The following is a 21,304-nucleotide window of genomic DNA, read 5'->3' as shown; positions in this document are numbered from 1 at the left end:
TCGCCTTACCGCTACAACCGCATCTGCTTGGCGATCAGTTCCTTCATGATCTCATCGGTACCGCCGCCAATCGACAGGATCTTGCCATCCCGGTAAAGCCGCTCTACGACGGATTCACGCATGTACCCCATGCCGCCGTGAATCTGAACGGCCTCGCGGGTGACTTTCTCGCACACCTCCACCGCAAAGTTCTTCGCCATGGCAACCTGCTTAATCGGGTTCTTGCCCGCCTGCATCAGCGCGGCACAGCGATAGGTATACTCCCGCGCCACGTCCACTTGGGTGGCCATGTCGACCAGCTTGTGACGGGTGACCTGGAATTTGTTCACCGGCCGGCCAAAAGCCTCCCGTTGGCCGGCCCAGGCTATCGAGGCTTCAAGGGCGATTTCGGCTGTCATGTAGGCCATGATGGATAAGCTGAGGCGTTCAAACAGAAAATTGCTCATGATCGCGATAAAGCCCGCATTCTCGGCACCGATCAGGCGGTTGGCAGGCACCCGGCAGTCCTCGAAAAACAGCTCCGCCGTATCGCTGGCCCACCAGCCCATTTTCTTGAGCTTCTTGCCGGTGGAAAAGCCGGGCATATCGCGGTCAATCAACAACAGACTGATGCCACCATGGCCCTCGCCACCGGTGCGTACCGCAACGGTGTAATGATCGGCACGCATGCCGCTGGTGATAAAGGTTTTGCTGCCGTTGACGATGTAGTCATCGCCGTCCCTGACGGCCCGGGTTTTGATATTGGCAACGTCGGACCCGCCGCCGGGCTCGGTAACTGCCAGCGCGGCAATCTTCTCGCCTCGCAGCACCGGGGGCACAATCGCTGCTTTTACGTCCTGCTGCGCCCACTTCGCCACCGGAGGCAGGCCGATATCCAGCGACCCCAGCCCAGCCACCAGGCCGCCGGAGGTGGATCGCATCAGCTCTTCGGAGACGGCGACTTTCATGAAAATATCGCCTTCACCAATGCCGCCAAGACTTTCCGGAAAACCGACCCCAAGCAGCCCGGCCTCCCCAGCGGTCTTATAGAGCTCCCTGGGGAACTCGCCAGCTTCCTCCCAGTCGTCTATATAGGGCAATACATGAGTGGCAACGAACTTGCGGGCACTCTGGCGAACCTGTTCATGGGTATCGTTGAAATAATCAGACACGGAAAGCCTCCCTGTGATCAAAAATCATGGAAGCAGTCTCACTCAATTTCAGAAACCAAGCAAGCGCTTGGTTTTCAGAAGGCCCGAAAAGAGTCCAGGCCGTGGAGAGGCAGGGACATCAGGGGACGTCAAAAACAAGGATGTTTTTGTCGAGCGTACACGGACGTATTAACAGCGTGCCCCTGATGTCCCTGTCTCTTCACGGTCTCCTCCGTAGTCAGTCGTCCTGTCGAGAGAAACTCTTTACCCCGTCTTCGGTACCCAGCAACAACAAGTCCGCAGGACGCCGAGCAAACAGGCCATTGGTCACAATGCCCACAATGTTGTTCAACTGCTCTTCCACCTGAAGCGGGCGGGAAATATCCAGATTGTGGATGTCCAGGATGATATTGCCGTTGTCGGTGGTGAAACCCTCGCGATAAACCGGGTCGCCGCCGAGCTTGACGATTTCGCGGCCAACGTGGCTGCGAGCCATGGGTACCACTTCCACCGGAAGCGGAAACGCGCCCAGAATATCCACCTTCTTGGACCCATCGGCAATGCAGATAAACGTCTTGGCCACCGCCGCTACGATCTTCTCTCGGGTCAGGGCGCCGCCGCCCCCCTTGATCAACTCCAGGCGTTCATTGGTCTCATCGGCACCATCGATATAGAACTCCAGGGGGCCGGCACTGTTGAGGTCGTAAACCGGAATACCATGGCTCTTCAGGCGCTCAGCCGTGGCGTCGGAACTGGCGACGGCGCCATCGAAATCGGTGCGGATATCCGCCAGCAGATCGATGAAACAGTTGGCCGTACTGCCGGTACCCACGCCGATAACGCTCTCCTGATCCAGGTGCGGCCTGATATGGTCCAGTGCGGCCTTGGCGACGGCTTTCTTCAGTTCGTCCTGATTCATCGATCGACTCCGGTTTTGCAGGAAAGTGTGGTTAAAGCCGCCATTATAGCTCTTCTGTGGGGCGAGCTTATAGACGGAACCCCGGCAAAGTTTCTACACTGTCCGTTTTCCCAACGACAATCCAACTCCGGACGGACCCATGCCGCAACGCTACATAAAGAAAATCCTCGATGCTCGTGTTTACGACGTGGCCATCGAGACTCCGCTGACCGAGGCCCGTAGCCTCTCAAAGCGCTTTGGCAACAACATTCTGCTCAAGCGCGAAGACCTTCAGCCGGTGTTTTCTTTCAAGATTCGTGGCGCCTACAACCGGATTGCGCAGCTCTCTGAAGAGCAAAAAGCCAAGGGCGTGATTTGTGCCTCTGCTGGCAACCATGCCCAGGGCGTGGCCCTGGCTTCCAAGAACCTGGGTATCAAGGCGGTCATCGTCATGCCTCAGACCACGCCAGAGATCAAAGTGCGATCTGTGCGTGATCACGGCGCCAAAGTGGTTCTCAAGGGCGACGCTTTTGACGAGGCCGCAGCTCATGCTCAGGAGCTGATCGCGAAGCACGGCTACACCTACATCCCGCCCTATGACGACCCGGACGTCATCGCCGGGCAGGGCACTGTGGCCATGGAAATCATGTGGCAGTTCAGCAAACCCATTCATGCCATCTTTATCTGTGTTGGCGGCGGCGGACTGATTGCTGGCATGGCGGCCTACATCAAATACCTGCGCCCGGAAATCAAGGTGATCGGCGTTGAACCCGAGGACTCCAACTGCCTGCAGGCGGCCATGAAGGCTGGCAAGCGGGTGGTACTGGACGAAGTGGGCATCTTCGCGGATGGCGTGGCCGTCAAGCAGATCGGCAAATACCCCTGGGAGATCTGCAAGGATCACGTAGACGAGGTGATCACCGTCTCCACCGACGAAATCTGCGCCGCCATCAAGGATGTCTTCGAAGACACCCGCTCCATCGCCGAACCGGCTGGTGCGCTCGGCGTGGCTGGTATCAAGAAGTACATCGAGCGCGAACAGATCGAGAATGAAAACCTGGTGGCCACCCTCAGTGGGGCCAACATGAACTTCGATCGTTTGCGCTATATCTCGGAGCGCACGGAAATCGGTGAAAAGCGCGAGGCCATCCTGGCGGTGACCATCCCGGAAAAACCAGGGGCCTTCAAGACGTTCATCAACGCCCTGCACAAGCGTAGCATCACCGAGTTCAATTACCGCTACGCCGATGCCACCAATGCGACCATCTTCGTGGGCATCCAGATTGCGGCGGGCGGCCATGGCCGTGAAGATCTTATCCAGGACCTGCGGGAAACCGGGTACTCAGTGATTGACCTGACCGAGAGCGATCTGGCGAAGCAGCACATTCGCCATATGGTGGGTGGTCATGCGCCAACCATCACCAACGAGAAGGTTTTCCAGTTCGAGTTCCCGGAGCGCCCGGGCGCCTTGCTGAAGTTCCTGATGTCCTTGGGCACGCGCTGGAACATCTCCATGTTCCATTACCGCAACCACGGTGCGGCCTACAGCCGTGTTCTGCTGGGCGCCCAGGTGGAAGACGACGAAGTGAAAGACTTCGAGAAGATGCTCGACAAGGTTGGCTTCCGCTACGAAAACATGACTGACAATGAGGCTTATCAGCTGTTTTTGGGAGCCGGGAACAATAAGTCTGGGTAACGCGGATTAGGATTGGGTACGGCTGGCCTTCCAAAACTGTGCGGAGCCATGGATGGCGGAGCTCAAGCGCCACATGGATGTGCTTGAGCGTGTTTTGGAAGGCCAGCCGTACCCAATCCGGACGGTGAACTCCTGCTCTAGAAAGTCTTACAAAACTTTAATCTGTGAAAAATTGTAAAACGCAGGATAGGTGTTAGTCTTTCGTCTAATTCTTGAAAACAAGAATAGTCAACTGATTTAGATCGATTTTACTACTTAAAATACCGGAGAATCCCCTCATGGGCCGCAAGCCTGACATTATCCGGACGGTCGTGCTGATTTTCGCCGTTGGCCTTGTTATTACTGGCTTCACATCACTTCAGGCCTCTGACGATGAGCCTACGGCCTCCGATAGCGAAGCCTTTACAGTGTCCGCCGTTCGAGACTAAACCTTACCGAAAGCTCTTCGATCTCATTCGGTAACGCTCTCTGTCAGTCACCACACTGTGCAGAGGGATATCCCAGGGTTCCAGCGGTAACTCCGATACTTTTTGACAGTCATGGGCCAGCCCGATCAGCTTGGGGGCCAGTCGTGGCCGGATTCGCGTGAACGCAAAGGTGCGATCATAGAAGCCGCCACCCATGCCCAGGCGGCCACCGAAACCATCAAACCCCACCAGCGGAAACAGCACTGCATCCAGCGCCCATGGTGGCCGCTCCAGCCCCTTGTGGAAGGGTGGTTCAGGAATGCCAAAGCGGTTGGCCGTTAGCTCGGTGCCATCGGTAAAAGGGCTGAAAACCAGCCTGCCGCGGTGCACCGGATGCAGCACCGGCAAATAGAAGTGAATGCCTCGCCTGCGGGCAACATGAACGTACACCTGGGGATCAATTTCACCGTCGTTGGGCAGGTATACGGCAACGTGGCGGGCCCTGAAAAGGTCAGGATGTTTCAACAGGTTCAGCGCAAGCTGGTCAGCGGCAATCTGTTGTTCTTCCGCAGACAGCGAGCGGCGCTTCTTCCGAAGGGCCTTGCGAAGATTGCTTCGGGATTGCGAGTCAGGGTGCTCTTCAAAGGGCTGGGATGAGACAACGTTGGTCAACATAGAGCTTTTTCTACCATCGGGCTGCCCCTGTTGTACAGAAAAATGTCGCCTGTCACCGGTCTCTGGTTATGTCGGTGTGGCGAGCCGATAGGCTATCATTGGCCCTTCAAACTTTTCGTTCAACAGCAGGTCAACCCATGAACCATGATGCATTAACGAGTGTCCTCGAATCAGACGGCGAAGAACGATACGACTATTTCCTGAGCCAGGTCGGGGAGGAGCGTGAAATCTGGATTCTGGTGAATGCGGAGAATCGCTTCCTCAAGATCGTGTCTGAAGATGGCGATGTGGAGTACCTGCCGGTATGGCCCAGTGAGGCATTCGCGGTGGAATATGGTAAGGGTTCCGACGATCTCACGCCTAAGCGTATTCCGTTGCCGGATTTTTTCAGGAAATGGGTGCCGGGTCTGACGAAAGACGGTCTGGACGTCGGGGTGCTGCCTGGCCTGGATGATACCCTGTGGATAACCGAGCCGGAAGAGCTGAAACGCGACCTGCAGGATGAATTGTCGAGTTTCTGAGGATCTTGGTTGAAAGTAAAGCTTCCCGGGCTGCCGTTATCGGATGTGGCCCTTGAACCCAAAGTTCAAGGTCGGTGGCCGCTGTGACATATTAGGCTTTCCCCGTATGGGGACGTGCTCACAATGCCCTGAAGTAGCCACCTGGGTAGTGCGCATCGGCTCGAGGACGAATCCGACCAGCGAACAGCCCAGGAAGTTAATTTCATTATACGGGCATTGCCGGGGCCGATTGCAACACCTGAATCGGATTCCTGTGTAAGGACTAGTTACCGGTGCCTTCACCCAGTGCGGTATCGAGCTTTTCGTCCATGGCGTTGAGAATTGAACTGGCGGTGTCCGACATGGTGTCCCGCTCAAGCATCTCATTGGTGATGTTGAGTGCCGCCATCACGGCGATACGTTCGGTACCGAATACCTTGCCGCTGGCACGTATTTCCCGCATTTTGGTGTCCAGGTGCCTGGCGGAGCGGAGAAGGGCTTCCTGCTCTTCCTGGGGGCAGGCGACCAGGTATTCCTTGTCGAGAATCTTGACTTCGACGGTTGTCGGCTGCTGTGGCATCAGTGGTGCTCCAGGGCCCGGAGGCGGCCTATCATGGCTTCAATCTTGTTTTTGGCAAGATCATTCTTGTGCATGAGCTGCGCTCGCTCACGGTTCCAGTCGTCCTGCAGCTCGCGCAGCATCGCGTTGTCACGTTCCAGTTTGCGACAGTGTTCGATCAATCTGTCGAGTTTGTCCGCCAATGCCTGTAGTTCGGACTGTTCCATGAGTCGTCCAACGCCTGTATCAAAGAAGTGAACTAACTATAAGTGTGGACTGCAAGCTGGTCAATTTACAGGGATGTCATGGCCCGCGTTGCGTGATGTCCGTCACTCTGGGGCCACGTGTCCCAGCCCCTGTTTTCGGCTGCCCCGCCAGGCCTGGAGTGCTGGAATCAGTCCCACGAGCAACGCGGCCAGAGGGACGCTGGCGATGATCGACCATTCCGTTGCATTCAGCGGCCGCAAGCCTACCTGAACGCCCCATGTATCCAGTAGCCAGGGGCTAAGAGCCGCGATGCCGGCCGCTCCGGCCAGGATCGCGAGCCCGCAGGCCGCGATGGCCAGCAGAATGCATTCGATCACGTGCAATGCCGCGATGAGGACCGGCGAAGCCCCGGTAGCCCTGAGAATCGCCACTTCCTGCCGCCGCTGCGCTTGCAGAGTCAGCAACACGGCCACGAGCCCGACCAGGCTGGTGACCACGACAAAGCCGGTGATGCCCAGCAAGGCTTTTTCGAACTGACCCATGATTCGCCAGAGTTCGCTGAGCGCCACCCCCGGGAGAATCGCCGACAACGGTTCGAGCTGCGATTCGTTGATCTGGCGCTGAACCTGAAAAGTCAGCACCTTGCGGTCGATGCCCACGAATGCGGCGGTAATCGCGTCCGGTGTGAGGTCCCTCTGCCTGGCCTGTTCGGGCGTGACGGTTCGCCCGGGGATGGCAACACCGGATTCCCAGCCAATATGGATGGCTTCGAGGCCCTCCAGGCTGACGTAAACTGCCTGGTCCACCGGTGTGCCAGTGGGAGCGAGGATGCCAGTGACCGTAAACGGAGTGTCCTTGTGGTTGGAGAAGCTGGTCTTGCCGCCACCATGGGACAGGACAACCCTGTCGCCAGTCTGGTGAGCGTGCTTGCGGGCTACTTCGGCCCCCAACACCACGTCGAAGACATCGGCGAACCATTCTCCCTCGGCCAATGCGGGTTTCTGGTCCCGACCGTAGCGGAAATGTTCCGGGAACTGCTCGCTGGTGCCGACAACCCGGTGCCCGCGATAACTGTCACCCAGGGATATGGGCACCAGCCAGCCGATGCGCTCATCCTCCTGCAGTTTCTCGTAGGTACTCCAGCGGATGTTATTGGTGGCGTCACCGATGTGAAAGACCGTGTACAGCAGCAGGTTCAGCTGACCGCTGCGAGCGCCCACGATCAGGTCGGTGCCGGAGATGGTGCTGGTAAAGGACTGCTTCACTTCGGTGCGAAGGTACTGAACGCCCAGAAGCAGGGTGATGCTGAGCGTCAGGGTCAGGGTTACCAGCGCCAGTACCCTGCGCCGATACCAGAGGCTTGCCATGGCCAGAGACAGTGCCAGCCGCAGGTTCATGGGGTCACCTCCAGGGCCAGTTGGTGGTTAAAGCGTTGGGCCAGGCTCTTGTCGTGACTGACAAAGACAACGGATGAGTGTTTTTCCGCCGCCAGCCCCAGCAACAACTCGATAAAGCGGTCCCGGTTGTCGCTGTCCAGGGCCGAGGTGGGCTCGTCGGCGAGGATCAGTTCCGGGGCGCCGGTCAGTGCCCGGGCGGCGGCTACTCGCTGTTGTTGCCCGACGCTGAGGGTGGTAACACGCCGGTGCCAATGGCTCTGGGGGATGCCCAGGGCAGTCAGCAGGGATTTCGCTTCTGCCTCCGGCGAAGACAAGGCCCGCGCTCGGCGTTTCCGTGAAAGCTTGCAGGGCAGTGTGACGTTGTCCAGCGTGCTCAGGTAGGGCACCAGGTTGAACTGCTGGAAGATAACGCCCATGTGGTCGGCCCTGAATCGGTCGCGTTGGCCGCTGGTCAGGCCTGCCAGGTCTGTGCCCAGTAATTCCAGGCGACCGGTGTCCGGCACGATCAGGCCTCCCATCAGGCTCAGGAGTGTGCTCTTACCGCTACCGCTGGGGCCTCGCAGGAAAAGGTGTTCACCGCTGTTCAGTGTTACGTCAGGATAGCGGATGCCCGGCTGGGTCCGGTCCCAGCGAAAAGTGAGTTCGCTGATGCGGAGGGTTTGCCGTGGGGTTACGGAACTCTCTGAGGTTACGGAACTATCTTTGTGCAAGTCTGTCTTGCCGGTCATGTCAGGCATTGGTCATCCGGTGTATGATCCCTGAATCGTTACAGGAGACGTCAGTTTTATGTCAGAACCTCTGGAATCCCGCTCGCGGCAACGCTCTCTGTTCGCCACCCTGTGTATGGTGGCGCTGGTCGCGGCCTTCAGTCTTTCAACCGCCGTTAGCGCAAAAGACGCCTCGCAAGAGATCGACTGGCTGGAATTGATGCCAGAGGAGGATCTCAACCTACTCGAGAATATGCCAGAAGTCTCCCACGAGGGTGACGGCCCTGCCACATTGCCGGACGAGATCATGACAGGCCGCGTGGTGCCTGAAATGGATGGCCGGTCGGGCCGGATTCCGGGTTTCGTCGTGCCGCTGAAAACCACACAGGATATGCGCATTCTGGAGTTTTTCCTGGTGCCATACTATGGCGCCTGCATACACGTGCCGCCACCTCCTCCAAACCAGATCATCCATGTGAAGTACAAGAAGGGCTTCAAGCTGGAAGCACTCTACGATCCGGTGTGGATTGAGGGCACCCTGAAGATCGAGAAGACCGAGAACGACATTGCTTCGTCCTCCTACTCCATCGTGGCGGAGAACGTCTCACCCTACGAGGAGTAATGTCTCTGCAGGGCGTTCATAGGTCAGTTGTTGGCAGTAAATGCCCGGTTTGAGGGTGTCAGCCGGGCACTACCCTGGCCAGAGGGGCTGACCCATTCGACGGTGAGCTCCTCCATGCCCTCGAACCTCTCCATCAGTGCCGATGTAAATTCCTGATCGGCGTCGATGCGGTTGCATTCCAGTTGCTGGGATACGTCGTATTCCCGATGAGTGGCTTCCCCATGATGTTCTTCGTCATGATGTCCTTCGTCGTGATGTTCGGCCTCGTGATGATCGTGCTCGTCGTGGCCGTGATGAGTCTCCCCACCATGGTTTTCGTCTTCCCCGCCGAGTTCCACGGCTGCGGCCGTCACGCGGCAGTCGGCCGCTGCGGTGTTGACCAGCGGCGTGGTTTCCAGCCAGCGGGTAATGTCCGCCAACCGGCTTTTTTCCGCCTCTGTGCGGGCGCCATGCTCGAACCCGGCGAGGTTGTAGGCCGGGGAATTGAGCATCAGGTCAATACGGTTTTCTTCCACCGCCATCTGCAATCGGGCATGGCCGTGCTCGTGGGCGCCGGGATTGTCGGCGGCCAGCGCCATCGGTGCCAGGCTGCAGGCGGCGACCATACATCCAAGTGTATGCAGCGAGCGTGGACGGTTGGGGGGTAAGCGTTTAGCGGACATGGCAGGCGGCTCTCCTTGAAATTGATATGTTATAACATAATTTACTCTTTCCCGGTCCGGAATCAAGAGGGCAAGTGTCTTAAATGCGCCTGAATGCTAGGATAGGGCCTTCACTCATTCATACAGGACCGTCCCGTTTCATGTCCGAAACCGACACCTCCAACGCCCGCGCCGTCGCCTTTGAGCGCTGGGCGAATATGTTCACCGCTCACAAGGCTTTCAGTCATCCATCAGAGCTCCATGGCGTGCTTTGTGGCCGGCTCGCTGCCGGCGCTCGTATCAATGAAGAAGAATGGCTGGCCATGGTGTGTGAGCACATGGGCCTGCCCCAGGCTGCGACCGACGAATCGGACGAACTGCGGGAATTTATGGCCTCGGCCTATAGCCAGACGCTTGAGCTGTTGAAGGCTACCGATATGAGTTTTCAGCCCTTGCTGCCGGACGATGATTACGCCATCGAACAGCGACTGGAAGCGCTCACCTCCTGGGTGCGTGGTTTCCTGGAGGGCATGGCGCTGTCCGCTGGTCAGGCACTGGGTGAGGCGCCGGATGAGATTCGCGAACTCATTGAAGATCTGGTGGCGATCAGTCAGGTGGCCGATGATGACGAGCCGGACGATGAAAGCGAACAACAATTGATGGAAATCGTCGAATATGTACGGCTGGGGGCGCTAGCGGTGTTTACTGAGTTCAATCCGCCGGAAAAGCCGTCACCCAATACCCCGACTTTGCACTGAACAACGCTGATACCCGTGGGAGACTTCATGGCTTCACTGATACCCGTCAAGGAATTCAACGATCGCCGGCACCGGCTGATGGAAAGAATGGCGCCGGATAGCATTGCCATACTGCCAGCCGCCCCTGAACGGGTGCGCAACCGGGATGTCCTGCATCCGTTTCGCCAGGACAGTGACTTCCATTACCTGACGGGGTTTGGTGAGCCGGAAGCGGTCCTGGTTCTGATTCCCGGCCGGGAGCATGGAGAGTCCGTACTTTTCTGTAAGGAACGAAACCCGGAAAAGGAGCTTTGGGATGGCTTCCTGGCAGGCCCCGAGGGTGCCATCGAGACCTTCGGCCTGGACGATGCCTTTCCCATTGCCGATATTGACGACATCCTGCCCGGCATGATCGAAGGTCGCAGCCGGGTGTATTACCCACTGGGCAAAGATCATAATTTTGATGCCAAGGTGATGGACTGGGTCAAACTGATCCGCAGCAAGGTGCGTTCGGGGGCCCATCCGCCCGGCGAGTTCGTAGCCTTGGAACACTTGCTCCACGACCTGCGTCTGTACAAGAGCGCGGCGGAAATCAAGGTGATGGCAAGGGCCGGCGAGATCAGTTGTGAGGCCCACAAGCGGGCGATGAAGAGGGCCGGCAAAGGGGTCTTTGAATATGCCCTGGAAGCCGAACTGATCCACACGTTTATGGAAAACGGTGCCCGCTCCACGGCCTATCCGTCGATTGTGGGGGGCGGCCAGAACGCCTGTATCCTCCACTACATTGAAAACAGCGCCCCGTTGAACGATGGCGACCTGGTGCTTATCGATGCAGGCTGTGAACTGGAATGCTATGCCTCCGATATTACCCGTACCTTCCCGGTCAGCGGAAGGTTCAGCGATGAGCAGCGGGCCCTGTATGAAGTGGTGCTGGCGGCCCAGTACGCGGCCATTGAGGAAGTTCGTCCCGGGAATCACTGGGACCATCCCCACCAGGCCGCACTGAAAGTACTTACCCAGGGCTTGATCGATCTTGGCCTGCTCAAGGATACGACGGTAGAGCAGGCCATCGAGGAACAGGCATTCAAGCCGTTCTTCATGCACCGTACCGGCCATTGGCTTGGCCTGGATGTGCATGATGTCGGGGACTACAAGGTGGGCGATGCGTGGCGCGAACTGGAGCCGGGCATGGCACTGACCGTGGAGCCCGGGCTATATGTGGCGCCGGACAACACCAGCGTGGATGCGAAATGGCGTGGTATCGGCATTCGCATCGAGGATGACGTGGTGGTGACGAAAGAGGGCTGTCGGGTACTCACCGAGGCGGTCCCCAAGACCATTCCCGAGATTGAAGCGCTGATGGCCGACTGACCGTGAACCAGCACGATACCGATATCATCATCGCCGGTGGTGGGCTGGCAGGAGCCACCCTGGCATTGGCGCTGGCGAAAACCTTGCCGCAATTGCGGGTGACCGTGGTAGAGGCGTTTCCGTTGTCTCCGGACGCCCTGCCTGACAGTTACCAGCCCAGCTACGATGCCCGCTCCACAGCGCTGGCCTGGGGCTCAAGGTTGATCTTTGAAGAACTGGGCCTGTGGCAACGGCTTTCCGAGCATGCCACGCCCATTCGCCATATTCATGTATCGGATCGTGGGCATTTCGGGGCCACGCGCCTGAACGCCGCCGAGCACCAACAGGAGGCTCTGGGCTATGTCGCGGACAACCGCTGGATGGGGCTGTGCCTGATGCGGGAACTGCTGCAGACCCATGTGGTCTGGGAAGCACCGGCGGAAGTGACAGCCATGCAGCCGCTATCGGAGGGTGTTCGCGTTACCCTGGGCGCCGACACGGGAAATCGGGAACTGACCGCGCAGTGTCTGGTGGTGGCTGACGGCGGCCGTTCCGGCCTGCGTGAAACACTGGGCTTCCGGGTCAATGAACAGGCGTATGATCAGCATGCCCTGATCGCCAATGTCTCCACCTCCCATAGTCATGAGTTTACCGCGTTTGAACGTTTCACCGATGCTGGCCCCATGGCGTTGTTGCCTCACGGCTCGCCAGCGCGCGCCGGCACAAACGCCGCCCTGGTATGGACGTTGAGTAGTAAGGCTCTTGATGAACTGCTGTCATTGGGCGATGACGATAAGTGCCAGCGACTGCAGCATCGTTTTGGCTGGCGCCTGGGGCGTTTTACCCGCATCGGGGAATGCAGCCACTACCCGCTGACCCTGAAAACCGTGGATGAGGCGGTTCGGCCTGGTGTGGTGTTGGTAGGCAATGCGGCGCACACCCTTCATCCGGTTGCCGGTCAGGGCTTCAACTTGGCCTTGAGAGGCCTGATGGCTCTGGTGGAACAGTTCCGTGTGGCCGTCGAGCAGCAGCAACCCCTCGGCAGCCTGGGCGTGCTTAACGCTTATCAGGCTCGTCATCGCCGGGACTGGCAACAAACCGTACGGTTTTCCGACTCACTGATCCAGCTTTTCGGTAATCATCTACCCCTGGTGGCCACCGCCCGCGACGCCGGTTTGATGGGGCTGGACCTGCTACCCGGCGCCAAACGCTGGTTTGCTCGTCAGGCCATGGGCCTGGGTGGGCGCCGGGCCGAGCTTCGTACTCCTGACAACGTTTTCTCGGAACGCAATGACCATGAGTGAGCAACCGCAATTCGATATCCTGGTGGTTGGCGGCGGCATGGTGGGCTCGGCCCTTGCGCTGGGTTTGTCTCGGCAGGGCTGGAACGTCGGGCTGGTGGAAGGTGCCGACCGAAAGGCCTTGATGCAGGACCCCGAAGAAGCGCTATCGGTGGAAGATTTTGACCCCCGCGTGAGCGCCATTTCGGTCGCAAGCCAGCGGCTGCTGGAACAGTTGGGGGTATGGCCGGACATAACCGCTGGTCGCCACTGTTCCTACCAGACAATGACGGTGTGGGACGGCGATGGCACCGGCCGCATCCAGTTCGAGGCGGCAGAACTCCGCGCCCCGGCGCTGGGTACGATCATTGAGAACCGTCGAATTGTGCGTGCACTGTTTGATGCCCTGGCTGACAGCGCTGTGACCCTGATTGACGGGGTCAGGGTGAGTGGCTGGTGGCAGGACGGGCATACGCGAGGCATCCACCTGGAAGACGGCCAGACCTTCGGCGCCAGGCTTGTGGTGGCGGCGGACGGTGCCCACTCCCGGTTGCGCCAATGGGTGGGGCTACCGACCCGTGAGTGGGATTACGGCCAGCAGGCCATCGTATGCACCGTTCGAACGGCCCAGAGCCACCGCTATACCGCCTGGCAACGGTTCTCGCCCACAGGACCTCTGGCTTTCCTGCCATTGTTGTCAGAGTCCGGCGATGAGCATTTTTGTTCTATTGTATGGTCACAGGATACTGAAGAGGCACGGCGTCTGATGGGGCTGGATGACCACGCCTTCAAAGCGGAACTGGAACGGGCGATAGAGCGTGAACTGGGCGCAGTGGATCTGGTCTCGCGTCGCTACGCGTTTCCTTTGCGTCAACGCCATGCCAAGGAATACATCGCCCCTGGCTTTGCGCTGGTGGGAGATGCTGCCCATACCATTCATCCCCTGGCCGGCCAGGGGGCGAATCTGGGTTATGGGGATGTTCGTGCGTTGCTGGATGAACTTGCCAGTGCCCGGAGCAAAGGCATTGATCCAGACAACGAGCTTGTTCTGGCTCGCTACCAGCGCCGTCGCAAGGGTGAGAACCTCGCGATGATGGCGGCCATGGAAGGTTTCAAGCAACTGTTTGGCCGCGATGAGTTGACCCTGCGTTGGCTCCGCAACACCGGCATGCGCTGGCTGAACCAGCTTGGGCCGATCAAGAATCGTATTGCCGCCGAGGCCATGGGGCTGGATGCCTGAGTATGGTTTGCAGGGCGCACTATAAACATCGTTGAACCAAAAGGAATTCGTTATGGCTGCCAGCAGTCTCCTCGTATTGATTGATGACATCGCCACGGTTCTGGACGATGTGGCGTTGATGACCAAGGCGGCCACCAAGAAAACCGCCGGCGTGCTGGGGGATGACCTTGCGCTTAATGCCCAACAGGTGACCGGAGTGAAACCTGCGCGGGAACTGCCGGTGGTCTGGGCGGTGGCGAAGGGCTCGATGCTCAACAAGGCCATCCTGGTTCCGGGCGCTCTCGCCATCAGCTTCTTCGTGCCATGGTTGGTGATTCCCCTGCTGATGCTGGGTGGCGCCTTTCTCTGCTTTGAGGGGTTTGAAAAAATCGCTCACCGGTTCCTCCACAGGCAGGAAGATGAACAGCACAAGGAAGAACTTCGCAACGCCCTCAAAAATCCCGAGGTCGATCTGAAAGCGGTTGAGCAAGACAAGATCAAAGGGGCGATCCGCACGGACTTTATCCTGTCGGCCGAAATCATAGCGATCACCCTGGGAACGGTCAGTAGTCAGAGCATCGGAATGCAGTTCATGGTGCTGACGGTCGTCGCCGTAATGATCACCATCGGTGTCTATGGCCTGGTGGCCGGCATTGTGAAACTGGACGATGGCGGTCTGTACCTCAGCCAGAAAGAAAGTCCATTCGCCAGGCGGGTTGGGGAAGGCATCCTCTGGTTTGCTCCCTGGATGATGAAAGCCTTGTCAGTGCTGGGCACCATCGCCATGTTCCTGGTGGGTGGCGGCATTCTCACCCATGGACTGCCACCGGTGTATGAGGCCATTCATCACTTTGTCGAAGGTTTTGGTAGTGTCGCCCAGGCCGTTATTCCGGTGCTTGCGGACGGCCTTTTCGGCGTTGTAGCGGGGGCTTTGCTGGTAGCGGTGATCACACCACTGACAAAACTCTGGAAGGCGCGTTCGGCCTGAGCTAAACGCAGGCGTCGAACAGGCGGCTGACCAGCACAGGTACGGCGGTCTCCACCCGGAGGATACGGTTGCCAAGGTGTACCGCTTCGCAGCCCGCCTCGGTCAGCTTGTCGACTTCATACGGTATGAACCCGCCTTCCGGGCCAACGCACAGGGTGGCGGGTTCGTTGATGTGTGCCGGGCAGGGCGTGCTGGTGCCGGGGTGGGCCACCAGAGCACGGGTATTTCTCAGCAGGGCCGGCAATTCATCTTCCACGAACGGCTTGAACAGCTTGCGGACGTGCAGCCGGGGCAGGTGGGTGTCCCGCGCCTGCTCCAGGCCGAGTACCATGTTTTCCCGCAGATTGTCGTCCGACAGCCACGGCGTTTGCCAGAAGCTTTTCTCCACCTTGTAGGCATTGATCAGCCAGATATCCTTGACGCCAAGGGTTGCGCAAGTCTGCAGTACACGGCGGAACATCTTTGGCCGTGGCATGGCCAGGATCAGCGTCAAGGGCAGTGGGGCTGGCGGTGGTGTGGTTAATTCCACCTGGAGTACGGCCTCGGTATCGTTAAGCCTGACCACGCGACCCGTGCCAATATCGCCGTCCACCAGGCCCACAGGTACCAGGTCGCCTTCCGCAACCTTCAGCACTGAATGCAGGTGTGCCAGCCGGCGGCCCGTGAGCACGGCTGTGTCCGTTGCCACGAAATCATCCTGAAACAGTAGCGCCAGGTTCATTCGTTGGAGGCGTCCGTTGCATCAGGGGCTTCCACCTCGCGCCTGGCGAGCCGACCAAACAGAATGCCGAGTTCAAACAACAGCCACATGGGCACCGCCAGCAGGGTCTGGGAGATGATGTCCGGTGGGGTCAGCAACATGCCGATTACGAAGCAGCCCACCACGATGTACGGGCGCTTCGCAGCGAGGTCTTCGGGCGTGGTGGCGCCAGTGAGAATCAGCAGTATGGTGGCGATGGGAATTTCGAAGGCAACCCCGAAAGCGAAGAACATCTTCAGTACGAAATTGAGGTAGCTGCTGATATCCGGCAACTCAACAATGCCTTCCGGGCCGATGGCGGTGAAGAATCCGAACACCAGCGGGAACACCACGTAATAGGCAAAGGCCGCCCCCAGATAAAACAGGACGACCGACGTAAACAGTAAGGGGAACGCCAGTTTCTTCTCATGGGCATACAGGCCCGGCGCAATAAAACTCCAGAGCTGGTAGAGGATCACCGGAATGGCCACGAACACGGCTAGCACCAGGGCCAGTTTCAATGGCGCGAAGAACGGCGAGGTGATGTCCGTTGCGATCATGGTCTGGCCGACTGGCAGCAGGTCCCGCAAGGGTTGCGATATCAGCAGGTAGAGTTCATTGGCAAACGGGTAGATGGCGGCAAAACAGATGATCACCGCCAACACCATTTTCAGCAGGCGGTTGCGCAGCTCCAGCAAATGCTCGATCAGTGGCATTTCCGGCTGTGCATCTTCGGGACGTTGGGCGTTTTTGCCGTCGGGCTGGGTGGTCATGAACGGTTATCCGGCGTGCTTTCCTGTTGTTTCGGGGTGCCATCGGCCGAATGGTCGTGCGTGCTGTCATCCTCTCGTGGCGGATCATCAGGGGCCAGAGAGGCATGTCCGGAACCGTTGGCTGAGGTAGGGTCTTCCTCAGGGTCCATTACGGGCTCTTCGGGTTCGGCAATCCGACGGGTCGCAGGTGCGGGCCGGTGTTTGGGCTTATCGTCGTCGGACAGAACCATGTGTTCGTATTTCTTGGCCTCGTCCAGGGCGCCGCGCACCGACTTCTGGACATCTTCCAGGCCGACGTCGCCGGCTTTGCGCAGTTCTTCGCGAAGCTCTTCCGCCTTGAGCTGACGGTCGAGTTCCGAGGAGAATTGGCTCACCATGCGGCGGGCACCACCAATCCAGCGCCCGGCTGCCCGGGCCGCTGTAGGCAGCCGTTCGGGGCCGAGAACCAGTAATGCAATGACGCCGCAGATCAGCAGCTCGACAAAGCCGATATCAAACATTCAGCCCGTCTCAGCTGTGGGACTTGTCCCGTGGCTTTTCTTCGGCGCGGGCTTCATGAGCTTTCGCGTCGGCATCGTCTGCAATGGCGTCCGGGTCATCGTCCTTCTTGTCGTCTTCGTTCATGGATTTTTTGAACCCACGAATGGCACCGCCGAGATCCCCGCCGATGTTGCGGAGCTTTTTGGTTCCGAACAACAGGATAACAATGCCAAGTACGATTAGGAGTTGCCAGATACTGATGCCCATGCCGGGACCCTCGTCTTAAGGTTTCTGTTACGGTTGATTGTACGCCACTTCGGGGGGCTTCCGGAAACCCTCTTCAGGGTTGCCCGGATCACTGTTCCCGGGAGGCTTTTTCTTCAAGGCCAGACAGGTCAAATCGGCTGGCGAGCTCGTCGATGACGTCCTTGGGGCCAAGGCCAAGCCGGGACAGCATCACCATGCTGTGAAACCAGAGGTCGGCGGTTTCATAAACCACGTCCCGGGTTTCACCGGAGTGCTCCGCGTCCTTGGCGGCCAACAACGTCTCGGTGCACTCTTCCCCTACCTTTTCCAGGATCTTGTTGAGCCCCTTCTGGTGCAGGCTGGCGACATAGGAGGTTTCCGGATCGGCCTCCTTGCGGGCTTCCAGCACCTGGGCCAATTGCTCAAGAATGTCACTCATGGTTGCTACCTCCCTGTTTGTCACCGTAAATAGCGCCGGGATCCCGCAGAACCGGATCCACGCTCGTCCATTGCCCGCCTTCAAATTTGCGATAGAAGCAGCTTCGTCGCCCGGTGTGGCAGGCGATACCGCCTTTCTGCTCAACCTTCAGAAGAATCACGTCTTCATCGCAGTCCAGCCGGATTTCCGAGATCACCTGTTGGTGCCCGGAGGTTTCCCCTTTGCGCCACAATTTGCCGCGGGAACGGGACCAATATACGGCCTGGCCTTCTTCAGCGGTCAACTGGAGCGACTCTGCGTTCATCCAGGCCATCATCAGGATGTCGCCGGTAGCGGCGTCCTGGGCAATGGCAGGTACCAGCCCATCCGCATTCCAGCGGATTTCCTCTAACCAGTCAGGCGTCCCGACTCTAGCGTTTGAATCTTGCATTTAGATGACTTCCGTCAGTTTTTCCGTTCATGGCCTACAACCAGCCAGGCCGCCACGGCCAGTAAAGCCCAACCATGAACGGGCATGGTCTGTGCGAGGGTGGCAAGGTCGTGGTCGAGGCTCAGCCAGGCCACCCCCGCCAGGGCTGCAGCGGCCAGCCCCCGTCGCCAGCGCCGGTCGGCCCGGGCCCGGTTTTCACGAATAAGTTCCAGTGTAGCGCGACTGGGGTGGTCGTTGGAGCCCGTGTTGCGTAACTGCACCAGCGCGTCGTGTACCAGCTGTGGCATTTCCGGCGACTGCTCCAGCCAGGCGGGCAAATGGGACTGCAGGGATTTGATCAGGCCGGACGGGCCGATGCGTTTGCGCATCCAGGCTTCCAGGAAGGGTTGAGCAGTGCTCCAGAGGTCCAGATCCGGATAAAGCTGACGCCCCAGGCCTTCCACATTCAGCAGGGTTTTCTGCAGCAGTACCAGTTGCGGTTGCACTTCCATGTTGAAGCGCCGCGCCGTCTGGAACAGCCGTAGCAGGAAGTGGCCAAAGGAGATGTCTTTCAGTGGCTTCTCGAAAATCGGCTCGCAAACGGTGCGGATAGCGGCCTCGAATTCGTTGACCCGGGTGTCCGGTGGCACCCAGCCGGACTGGATATGCAACTCGGCGACCTGGCGGTAATCGCGGCGGAAAAACGCCAGCAAATTGCGGGCAAGATAGCTTTGGTCATCCGGTGCAAGAGTGCCAACGATGCCGAAATCGATGGCAATGTACTTCGGGTCCTCGGGGTTGCTGACATCCACGAAAATATTGCCGGGGTGCATGTCGGCGTGAAAGAAGCTGTCCCGGAAGACCTGGGTGAAGAAGATCTCCACCCCTTTCTCTGCCAGTACTTTCAGATTGACGCCGGCTTCACGAAGCGCCGGAACGTCGGCAATGGGGATGCCGTGGATGCGCTCCATGACCAGAACGGACTTGCGTGTGTAGTCCCAGTCGATGGAGGGGATATAAATCAGCGATGAGTTCTCGAAATTACGGCGCAGCTGACTGGCGTTGGCGGCTTCGCGTTGCTGGTCGAGTTCGTCATGGATGGTGGAATCGTAGTCCGCCACCACTTCCACCGGGTGCAGCCGACGGCCTTCGGACCAGTAGCGTTCCAGCAGACCGGCCATCATGTACATCAATGCCAGGTCCTGGCGGATGACCCGTTCAATGTCGGGGCGGATGACCTTGACCACGACTTCCCGGCCGTCGAGAAGTGTGGCGGCATGCACCTGGGCGACGGAGGCAGAGGCCATGGGCTCACGGGAAAACTCCGCAAACAGTTCCGACACCGGCGCACCGAGGGATTTTTCGATAATGCCCTGGGCGACGTCGCCGGGAAAAGGCGGTACCCGGTCCTGCAGGTTTTTGAGGGAAAGCGCCATGTCGTCGGGTAGCAAGTCCCGTCGCGTCGACAGGATCTGGCCGAATTTGACGAATACCGGCCCCAGCTCTTCAAACGCGAGGCGTAGGCGGTCCCCCCGGTCCAGCTTGGGTTTCGGAAACAGGTGCCAGGGGGCCAACAGGAAAAACACTTTCAGGGGGACAGGCAGTTCCGCCAGCGGTAGAAAGGTGTCCAGCCGGTAGCGGCAGAAGACCCAGGCAATGCGGAACAGGCGTTGCAGGCGCGTCACGGCGTCTCCGTTTGGTCTTGTTGTCTGGGATGCTCCAGCCGCGTGACCCTGGCTTCCAGGCGTTCGGTCTGCAGGTTCAGCCGGTCGATATCGGTAAACGTGGCTTCCAGCTCCCGGCGCCCGGGCAGGCTTCGGCTTTCTTCATGAATATATTCTTCAACATTGGCGTTCAGGGACGCAAACGCCTGTCGGCTCCAACGAACAGCCCCGCGAACGCGCTGGCCGATAAAATGCGCCGGCACATCACCAATATAGCCGGCCATGGCAGCTTCCCAGTCGGGGTCGAGTTGGTCGATGGCGCGCTGGAACTGGTGCGCCAGGGCGGTATCGCCAGTCACGTGAATGCGGCCTTCGCTGAAAACTCCGTCATCGCCGGTGGCCAGGGCGGCGAACGCCATGGGGCGGCCGGACAGGATCAAAGCAGGAGCTTCCGAGGGCTGGCTGGCAACCTGAATGCGATCTCCCGCCTGTTGCAGCGTCAGCGTGAGGCCGAGCCCGTCCAGCGAAAACTGTACCGGCCCCGTGAGCGCTGACATCAGCGCCTGCTTGCCAGCGGGGTCCAGCGCCAGCGCTCGGTTGAGCGCGCTCTCAATGATAGAGGTGGCGGCAGACAGCAGGGTTGGGCCGGGAAACATCAGGGCTTGATTCCCACATGCAGGGCGACCACGCCACCGGTCATATTGTAGTACTTGCAATTCACCAGGCCGGCCTCTTCCATCATCGCCTTGAGCGTATCCTGATCCGGATGCATGCGGATGGACTCGGCCAGGTATTGATAGCTGTTGGAATCGCCGGCAATCAACTGGCCCATCAGCGGCAGCGCGTTGAATGAATACACGTCATAGGCTTTGCTGAGCAGCGGATTCTTCGGTTTGGAAAACTCCAGTACCATTACCTTGCCACCAGGTTTCAGCACCCGCGTCATGTCCCGCAGGGCCTGGTCCTTGTCGGTGACGTTGCGTAGGCCAAAGGCAATGCTCACAGCGTTGAAGCTGTTGTCCGGGAAGGGGAGGTGTTCGGCATCCGCCTGCACGTATTCGATGTTGCCGGCGTAGCCTCGGTCCATCAGCCGGCCCCGGCCAACCTGAAGCATGGACGCATTGATGTCGGCCAGCACAACCTTGCCGGTTGGGCCGACCAGGTCCGAGAACTTCATGGTCAGGTCGCCGGTACCCCCGGCAATATCCAACACCTGGTGCCCCTTGCGGACGCCGGAAAGCTCAATGGTAAAACGCTTCCAGAGGCGGTGGATTCCCATGGACATGAGGTCGTTCATCAGGTCGTACTTGCCGGCCACGGAATGGAACACGTCAGCGACCTGACCCGCTTTCTGGCTTTTCGGCACGTTGCGAAAGCCAAAATGGGTAACGTCGTCTTTAGGTGTTTCCGCCTGCGGCTGGTCGGTAGACGGTTGTTGCTCGCTCATGGGCATGTCCTGTCAGAATCTGAACCCCGTATTCTAACGCTTGCGGGGGTGGCTACAAGTTTAATGCCGCCTTACACTATAAATCGCGCCCGAA

At 58.9% G+C, this 21,304-nt stretch carries 26 protein-coding genes and 1 other RNA gene; 9 read left to right on the top strand and 18 right to left on the bottom strand.

Annotation, left to right across the window (positions count from 1 at the left end; all coding sequences use genetic code 11):
* Positions 1-11 precede the first annotated feature (11 nt).
* Together AAGD24_RS17425 and rpiA are read right to left on the bottom strand one after the other, a co-directional pair.
* Positions 12-1,151 (bottom strand): acyl-CoA dehydrogenase family protein, encoded by a 1,140-nt coding sequence (locus AAGD24_RS17425; RefSeq protein WP_041332550.1) that lies wholly within the window; start codon positions 1,149-1,151, stop codon positions 12-14.
* 217 nt (positions 1,152-1,368) lie between these two features.
* Positions 1,369-2,049, bottom strand: coding sequence for a ribose-5-phosphate isomerase RpiA (rpiA, locus tag AAGD24_RS17420; RefSeq protein WP_075194261.1), 681 nt, complete (start codon positions 2,047-2,049; stop codon positions 1,369-1,371).
* Positions 2,050-2,188: 139 nt separating this feature from the next.
* On the opposite strand from rpiA, the gene ilvA reads away from it, so the two are divergent.
* Positions 2,189-3,724 (top strand): threonine ammonia-lyase, biosynthetic, encoded by a 1,536-nt coding sequence (gene ilvA, locus AAGD24_RS17415; RefSeq protein ID WP_091642731.1) that lies wholly within the window; start codon positions 2,189-2,191, stop codon positions 3,722-3,724.
* A 278-nt stretch (positions 3,725-4,002) separates the two neighbouring features.
* The gene (locus AAGD24_RS17410) at positions 4,003-4,152 is read left to right on the top strand and encodes a hypothetical protein (RefSeq protein ID WP_164732102.1); all 150 of its coding nucleotides are present in this window, start codon (positions 4,003-4,005) and stop codon (positions 4,150-4,152) included.
* 3 nt (positions 4,153-4,155) lie between these two features.
* Here AAGD24_RS17410 and AAGD24_RS17405 read toward each other — a convergent pair whose 3' ends face one another.
* Positions 4,156-4,806, bottom strand: a complete 651-nt coding sequence (locus tag AAGD24_RS17405; RefSeq protein WP_085678884.1) for a 5-formyltetrahydrofolate cyclo-ligase — start codon at positions 4,804-4,806, stop codon at positions 4,156-4,158.
* 137 nt (positions 4,807-4,943) lie between these two features.
* On the opposite strand from AAGD24_RS17405, the gene AAGD24_RS17400 reads away from it, so the two are divergent.
* The gene (locus tag AAGD24_RS17400) at positions 4,944-5,327 is read left to right on the top strand and encodes a DUF2750 domain-containing protein (RefSeq protein WP_085678887.1); all 384 of its coding nucleotides are present in this window, start codon (positions 4,944-4,946) and stop codon (positions 5,325-5,327) included.
* An 18-nt stretch (positions 5,328-5,345) separates the two neighbouring features.
* On the opposite strand, the gene ssrS is transcribed toward AAGD24_RS17400, so the two are convergent.
* The 5 genes from ssrS to AAGD24_RS17375 all read right to left on the bottom strand — a co-directional run bounded on the left by ssrS (position 5,346) and on the right by AAGD24_RS17375 (position 8,206).
* A non-coding RNA gene (gene ssrS, locus AAGD24_RS17395) (6S RNA) lies at positions 5,346-5,525 on the bottom strand.
* Positions 5,526-5,589: 64 nt separating this feature from the next.
* Positions 5,590-5,886 carry a cell division protein ZapA gene (locus AAGD24_RS17390; protein ID WP_007153201.1) on the bottom strand — a complete coding sequence of 99 codons (297 nt, stop codon included), beginning with the start codon at positions 5,884-5,886 and terminating at the stop codon, positions 5,590-5,592.
* Positions 5,886-6,092, bottom strand: a complete 207-nt coding sequence (locus AAGD24_RS17385) for a TIGR02449 family protein (protein ID WP_007153200.1) — start codon at positions 6,090-6,092, stop codon at positions 5,886-5,888. The genes AAGD24_RS17390 and AAGD24_RS17385 overlap by 1 nt, the downstream gene beginning before the upstream one ends.
* Before the next feature lie 102 nt (positions 6,093-6,194).
* Positions 6,195-7,469, bottom strand: a complete 1,275-nt coding sequence (locus AAGD24_RS17380) for an ABC transporter permease (protein WP_228210084.1) — start codon at positions 7,467-7,469, stop codon at positions 6,195-6,197.
* Complete coding sequence (locus AAGD24_RS17375; protein WP_081899319.1) at positions 7,466-8,206, bottom strand: ABC transporter ATP-binding protein; 741 nt, start codon at positions 8,204-8,206, stop codon at positions 7,466-7,468. The genes AAGD24_RS17380 and AAGD24_RS17375 overlap by 4 nt, the downstream gene beginning before the upstream one ends.
* Positions 8,207-8,255: 49 nt before the next feature.
* Here AAGD24_RS17375 and AAGD24_RS17370 point away from each other — a divergent pair, with 49 nt between their 5' ends.
* Positions 8,256-8,798 carry a DUF3299 domain-containing protein gene (locus tag AAGD24_RS17370; protein ID WP_126811468.1) on the top strand — a complete coding sequence of 181 codons (543 nt, stop codon included), beginning with the start codon at positions 8,256-8,258 and terminating at the stop codon, positions 8,796-8,798.
* A 23-nt stretch (positions 8,799-8,821) separates the two neighbouring features.
* On the opposite strand, the gene AAGD24_RS17365 is transcribed toward AAGD24_RS17370, so the two are convergent.
* Complete coding sequence (locus AAGD24_RS17365; protein WP_226909977.1) at positions 8,822-9,460, bottom strand: DUF2796 domain-containing protein; 639 nt, start codon at positions 9,458-9,460, stop codon at positions 8,822-8,824.
* A gap of 140 nt (positions 9,461-9,600) precedes the next feature.
* Between AAGD24_RS17365 and AAGD24_RS17360 the strand changes: the two genes are divergently transcribed.
* The 5 genes from AAGD24_RS17360 to AAGD24_RS17340 are packed head-to-tail and all read left to right on the top strand — an operon-like array spanning position 9,601 to position 15,013.
* Positions 9,601-10,197 carry a UPF0149 family protein gene (locus AAGD24_RS17360; RefSeq protein WP_036210508.1) on the top strand — a complete coding sequence of 199 codons (597 nt, stop codon included), beginning with the start codon at positions 9,601-9,603 and terminating at the stop codon, positions 10,195-10,197.
* Positions 10,198-10,224: 27 nt separating this feature from the next.
* Positions 10,225-11,547, top strand: coding sequence for a Xaa-Pro aminopeptidase (pepP, locus tag AAGD24_RS17355; RefSeq protein WP_036210505.1), 1,323 nt, complete (start codon positions 10,225-10,227; stop codon positions 11,545-11,547).
* 2 nt (positions 11,548-11,549) lie between these two features.
* A complete protein-coding gene (gene ubiH, locus AAGD24_RS17350; RefSeq protein WP_228210086.1) occupies positions 11,550-12,830 on the top strand; it encodes a 2-octaprenyl-6-methoxyphenyl hydroxylase in 1,281 nt (426 codons plus the stop codon).
* Positions 12,823-14,046 (top strand): UbiH/UbiF/VisC/COQ6 family ubiquinone biosynthesis hydroxylase, encoded by a 1,224-nt coding sequence (locus tag AAGD24_RS17345; protein WP_228210087.1) that lies wholly within the window; start codon positions 12,823-12,825, stop codon positions 14,044-14,046. The genes ubiH and AAGD24_RS17345 overlap by 8 nt, the downstream gene beginning before the upstream one ends.
* A 52-nt stretch (positions 14,047-14,098) precedes the next feature.
* Positions 14,099-15,013, top strand: coding sequence for a DUF808 domain-containing protein (locus AAGD24_RS17340; protein WP_228210088.1), 915 nt, complete (start codon positions 14,099-14,101; stop codon positions 15,011-15,013).
* A gap of 1 nt (position 15,014) precedes the next feature.
* Here AAGD24_RS17340 and AAGD24_RS17335 read toward each other — a convergent pair whose 3' ends face one another.
* The 9 genes from AAGD24_RS17335 to ubiE all read right to left on the bottom strand — a co-directional run bounded on the left by AAGD24_RS17335 (position 15,015) and on the right by ubiE (position 21,210).
* Positions 15,015-15,734, bottom strand: coding sequence for a 16S rRNA (uracil(1498)-N(3))-methyltransferase (locus tag AAGD24_RS17335; RefSeq protein ID WP_036210496.1), 720 nt, complete (start codon positions 15,732-15,734; stop codon positions 15,015-15,017).
* Entirely contained in the window at positions 15,731-16,525 is a 795-nt protein-coding gene (gene tatC, locus AAGD24_RS17330) for a twin-arginine translocase subunit TatC (protein ID WP_036210493.1), read from the bottom strand. The genes AAGD24_RS17335 and tatC overlap by 4 nt, the downstream gene beginning before the upstream one ends.
* Complete coding sequence (tatB, locus tag AAGD24_RS17325; RefSeq protein ID WP_041332557.1) at positions 16,522-17,025, bottom strand: Sec-independent protein translocase protein TatB; 504 nt, start codon at positions 17,023-17,025, stop codon at positions 16,522-16,524. The genes tatC and tatB overlap by 4 nt, the downstream gene beginning before the upstream one ends.
* A gap of 10 nt (positions 17,026-17,035) precedes the next feature.
* The gene (tatA, locus tag AAGD24_RS17320; protein ID WP_007153187.1) at positions 17,036-17,272 is read right to left on the bottom strand and encodes a twin-arginine translocase TatA/TatE family subunit; all 237 of its coding nucleotides are present in this window, start codon (positions 17,270-17,272) and stop codon (positions 17,036-17,038) included.
* Positions 17,273-17,360: 88 nt separating this feature from the next.
* Positions 17,361-17,690, bottom strand: coding sequence for a phosphoribosyl-ATP diphosphatase (locus AAGD24_RS17315; protein ID WP_041332558.1), 330 nt, complete (start codon positions 17,688-17,690; stop codon positions 17,361-17,363).
* Positions 17,683-18,120, bottom strand: a complete 438-nt coding sequence (gene hisI, locus AAGD24_RS17310) for a phosphoribosyl-AMP cyclohydrolase (RefSeq protein ID WP_228210089.1) — start codon at positions 18,118-18,120, stop codon at positions 17,683-17,685. The genes AAGD24_RS17315 and hisI overlap by 8 nt, the downstream gene beginning before the upstream one ends.
* A gap of 14 nt (positions 18,121-18,134) precedes the next feature.
* Entirely contained in the window at positions 18,135-19,784 is a 1,650-nt protein-coding gene (gene ubiB / locus AAGD24_RS17305) for a ubiquinone biosynthesis regulatory protein kinase UbiB (protein WP_085678902.1), read from the bottom strand.
* A complete protein-coding gene (locus AAGD24_RS17300) occupies positions 19,781-20,419 on the bottom strand; it encodes an SCP2 domain-containing protein (RefSeq protein WP_041335193.1) in 639 nt (212 codons plus the stop codon). The genes ubiB and AAGD24_RS17300 overlap by 4 nt, the downstream gene beginning before the upstream one ends.
* Positions 20,419-21,210 carry a bifunctional demethylmenaquinone methyltransferase/2-methoxy-6-polyprenyl-1,4-benzoquinol methylase UbiE gene (gene ubiE / locus AAGD24_RS17295; RefSeq protein WP_041335196.1) on the bottom strand — a complete coding sequence of 264 codons (792 nt, stop codon included), beginning with the start codon at positions 21,208-21,210 and terminating at the stop codon, positions 20,419-20,421. The genes AAGD24_RS17300 and ubiE overlap by 1 nt, the downstream gene beginning before the upstream one ends.
* Positions 21,211-21,304 lie beyond the last annotated feature (94 nt).

Source organism: Marinobacter sp. M5B (assembly GCF_042604615.1).
Classification (GTDB): domain Bacteria; phylum Pseudomonadota; class Gammaproteobacteria; order Pseudomonadales; family Oleiphilaceae; genus Marinobacter; species Marinobacter salarius.
Note: the sequence above shows the minus strand (reverse complement) of the source record. Positions and strands in the feature narration are given on the sequence as shown.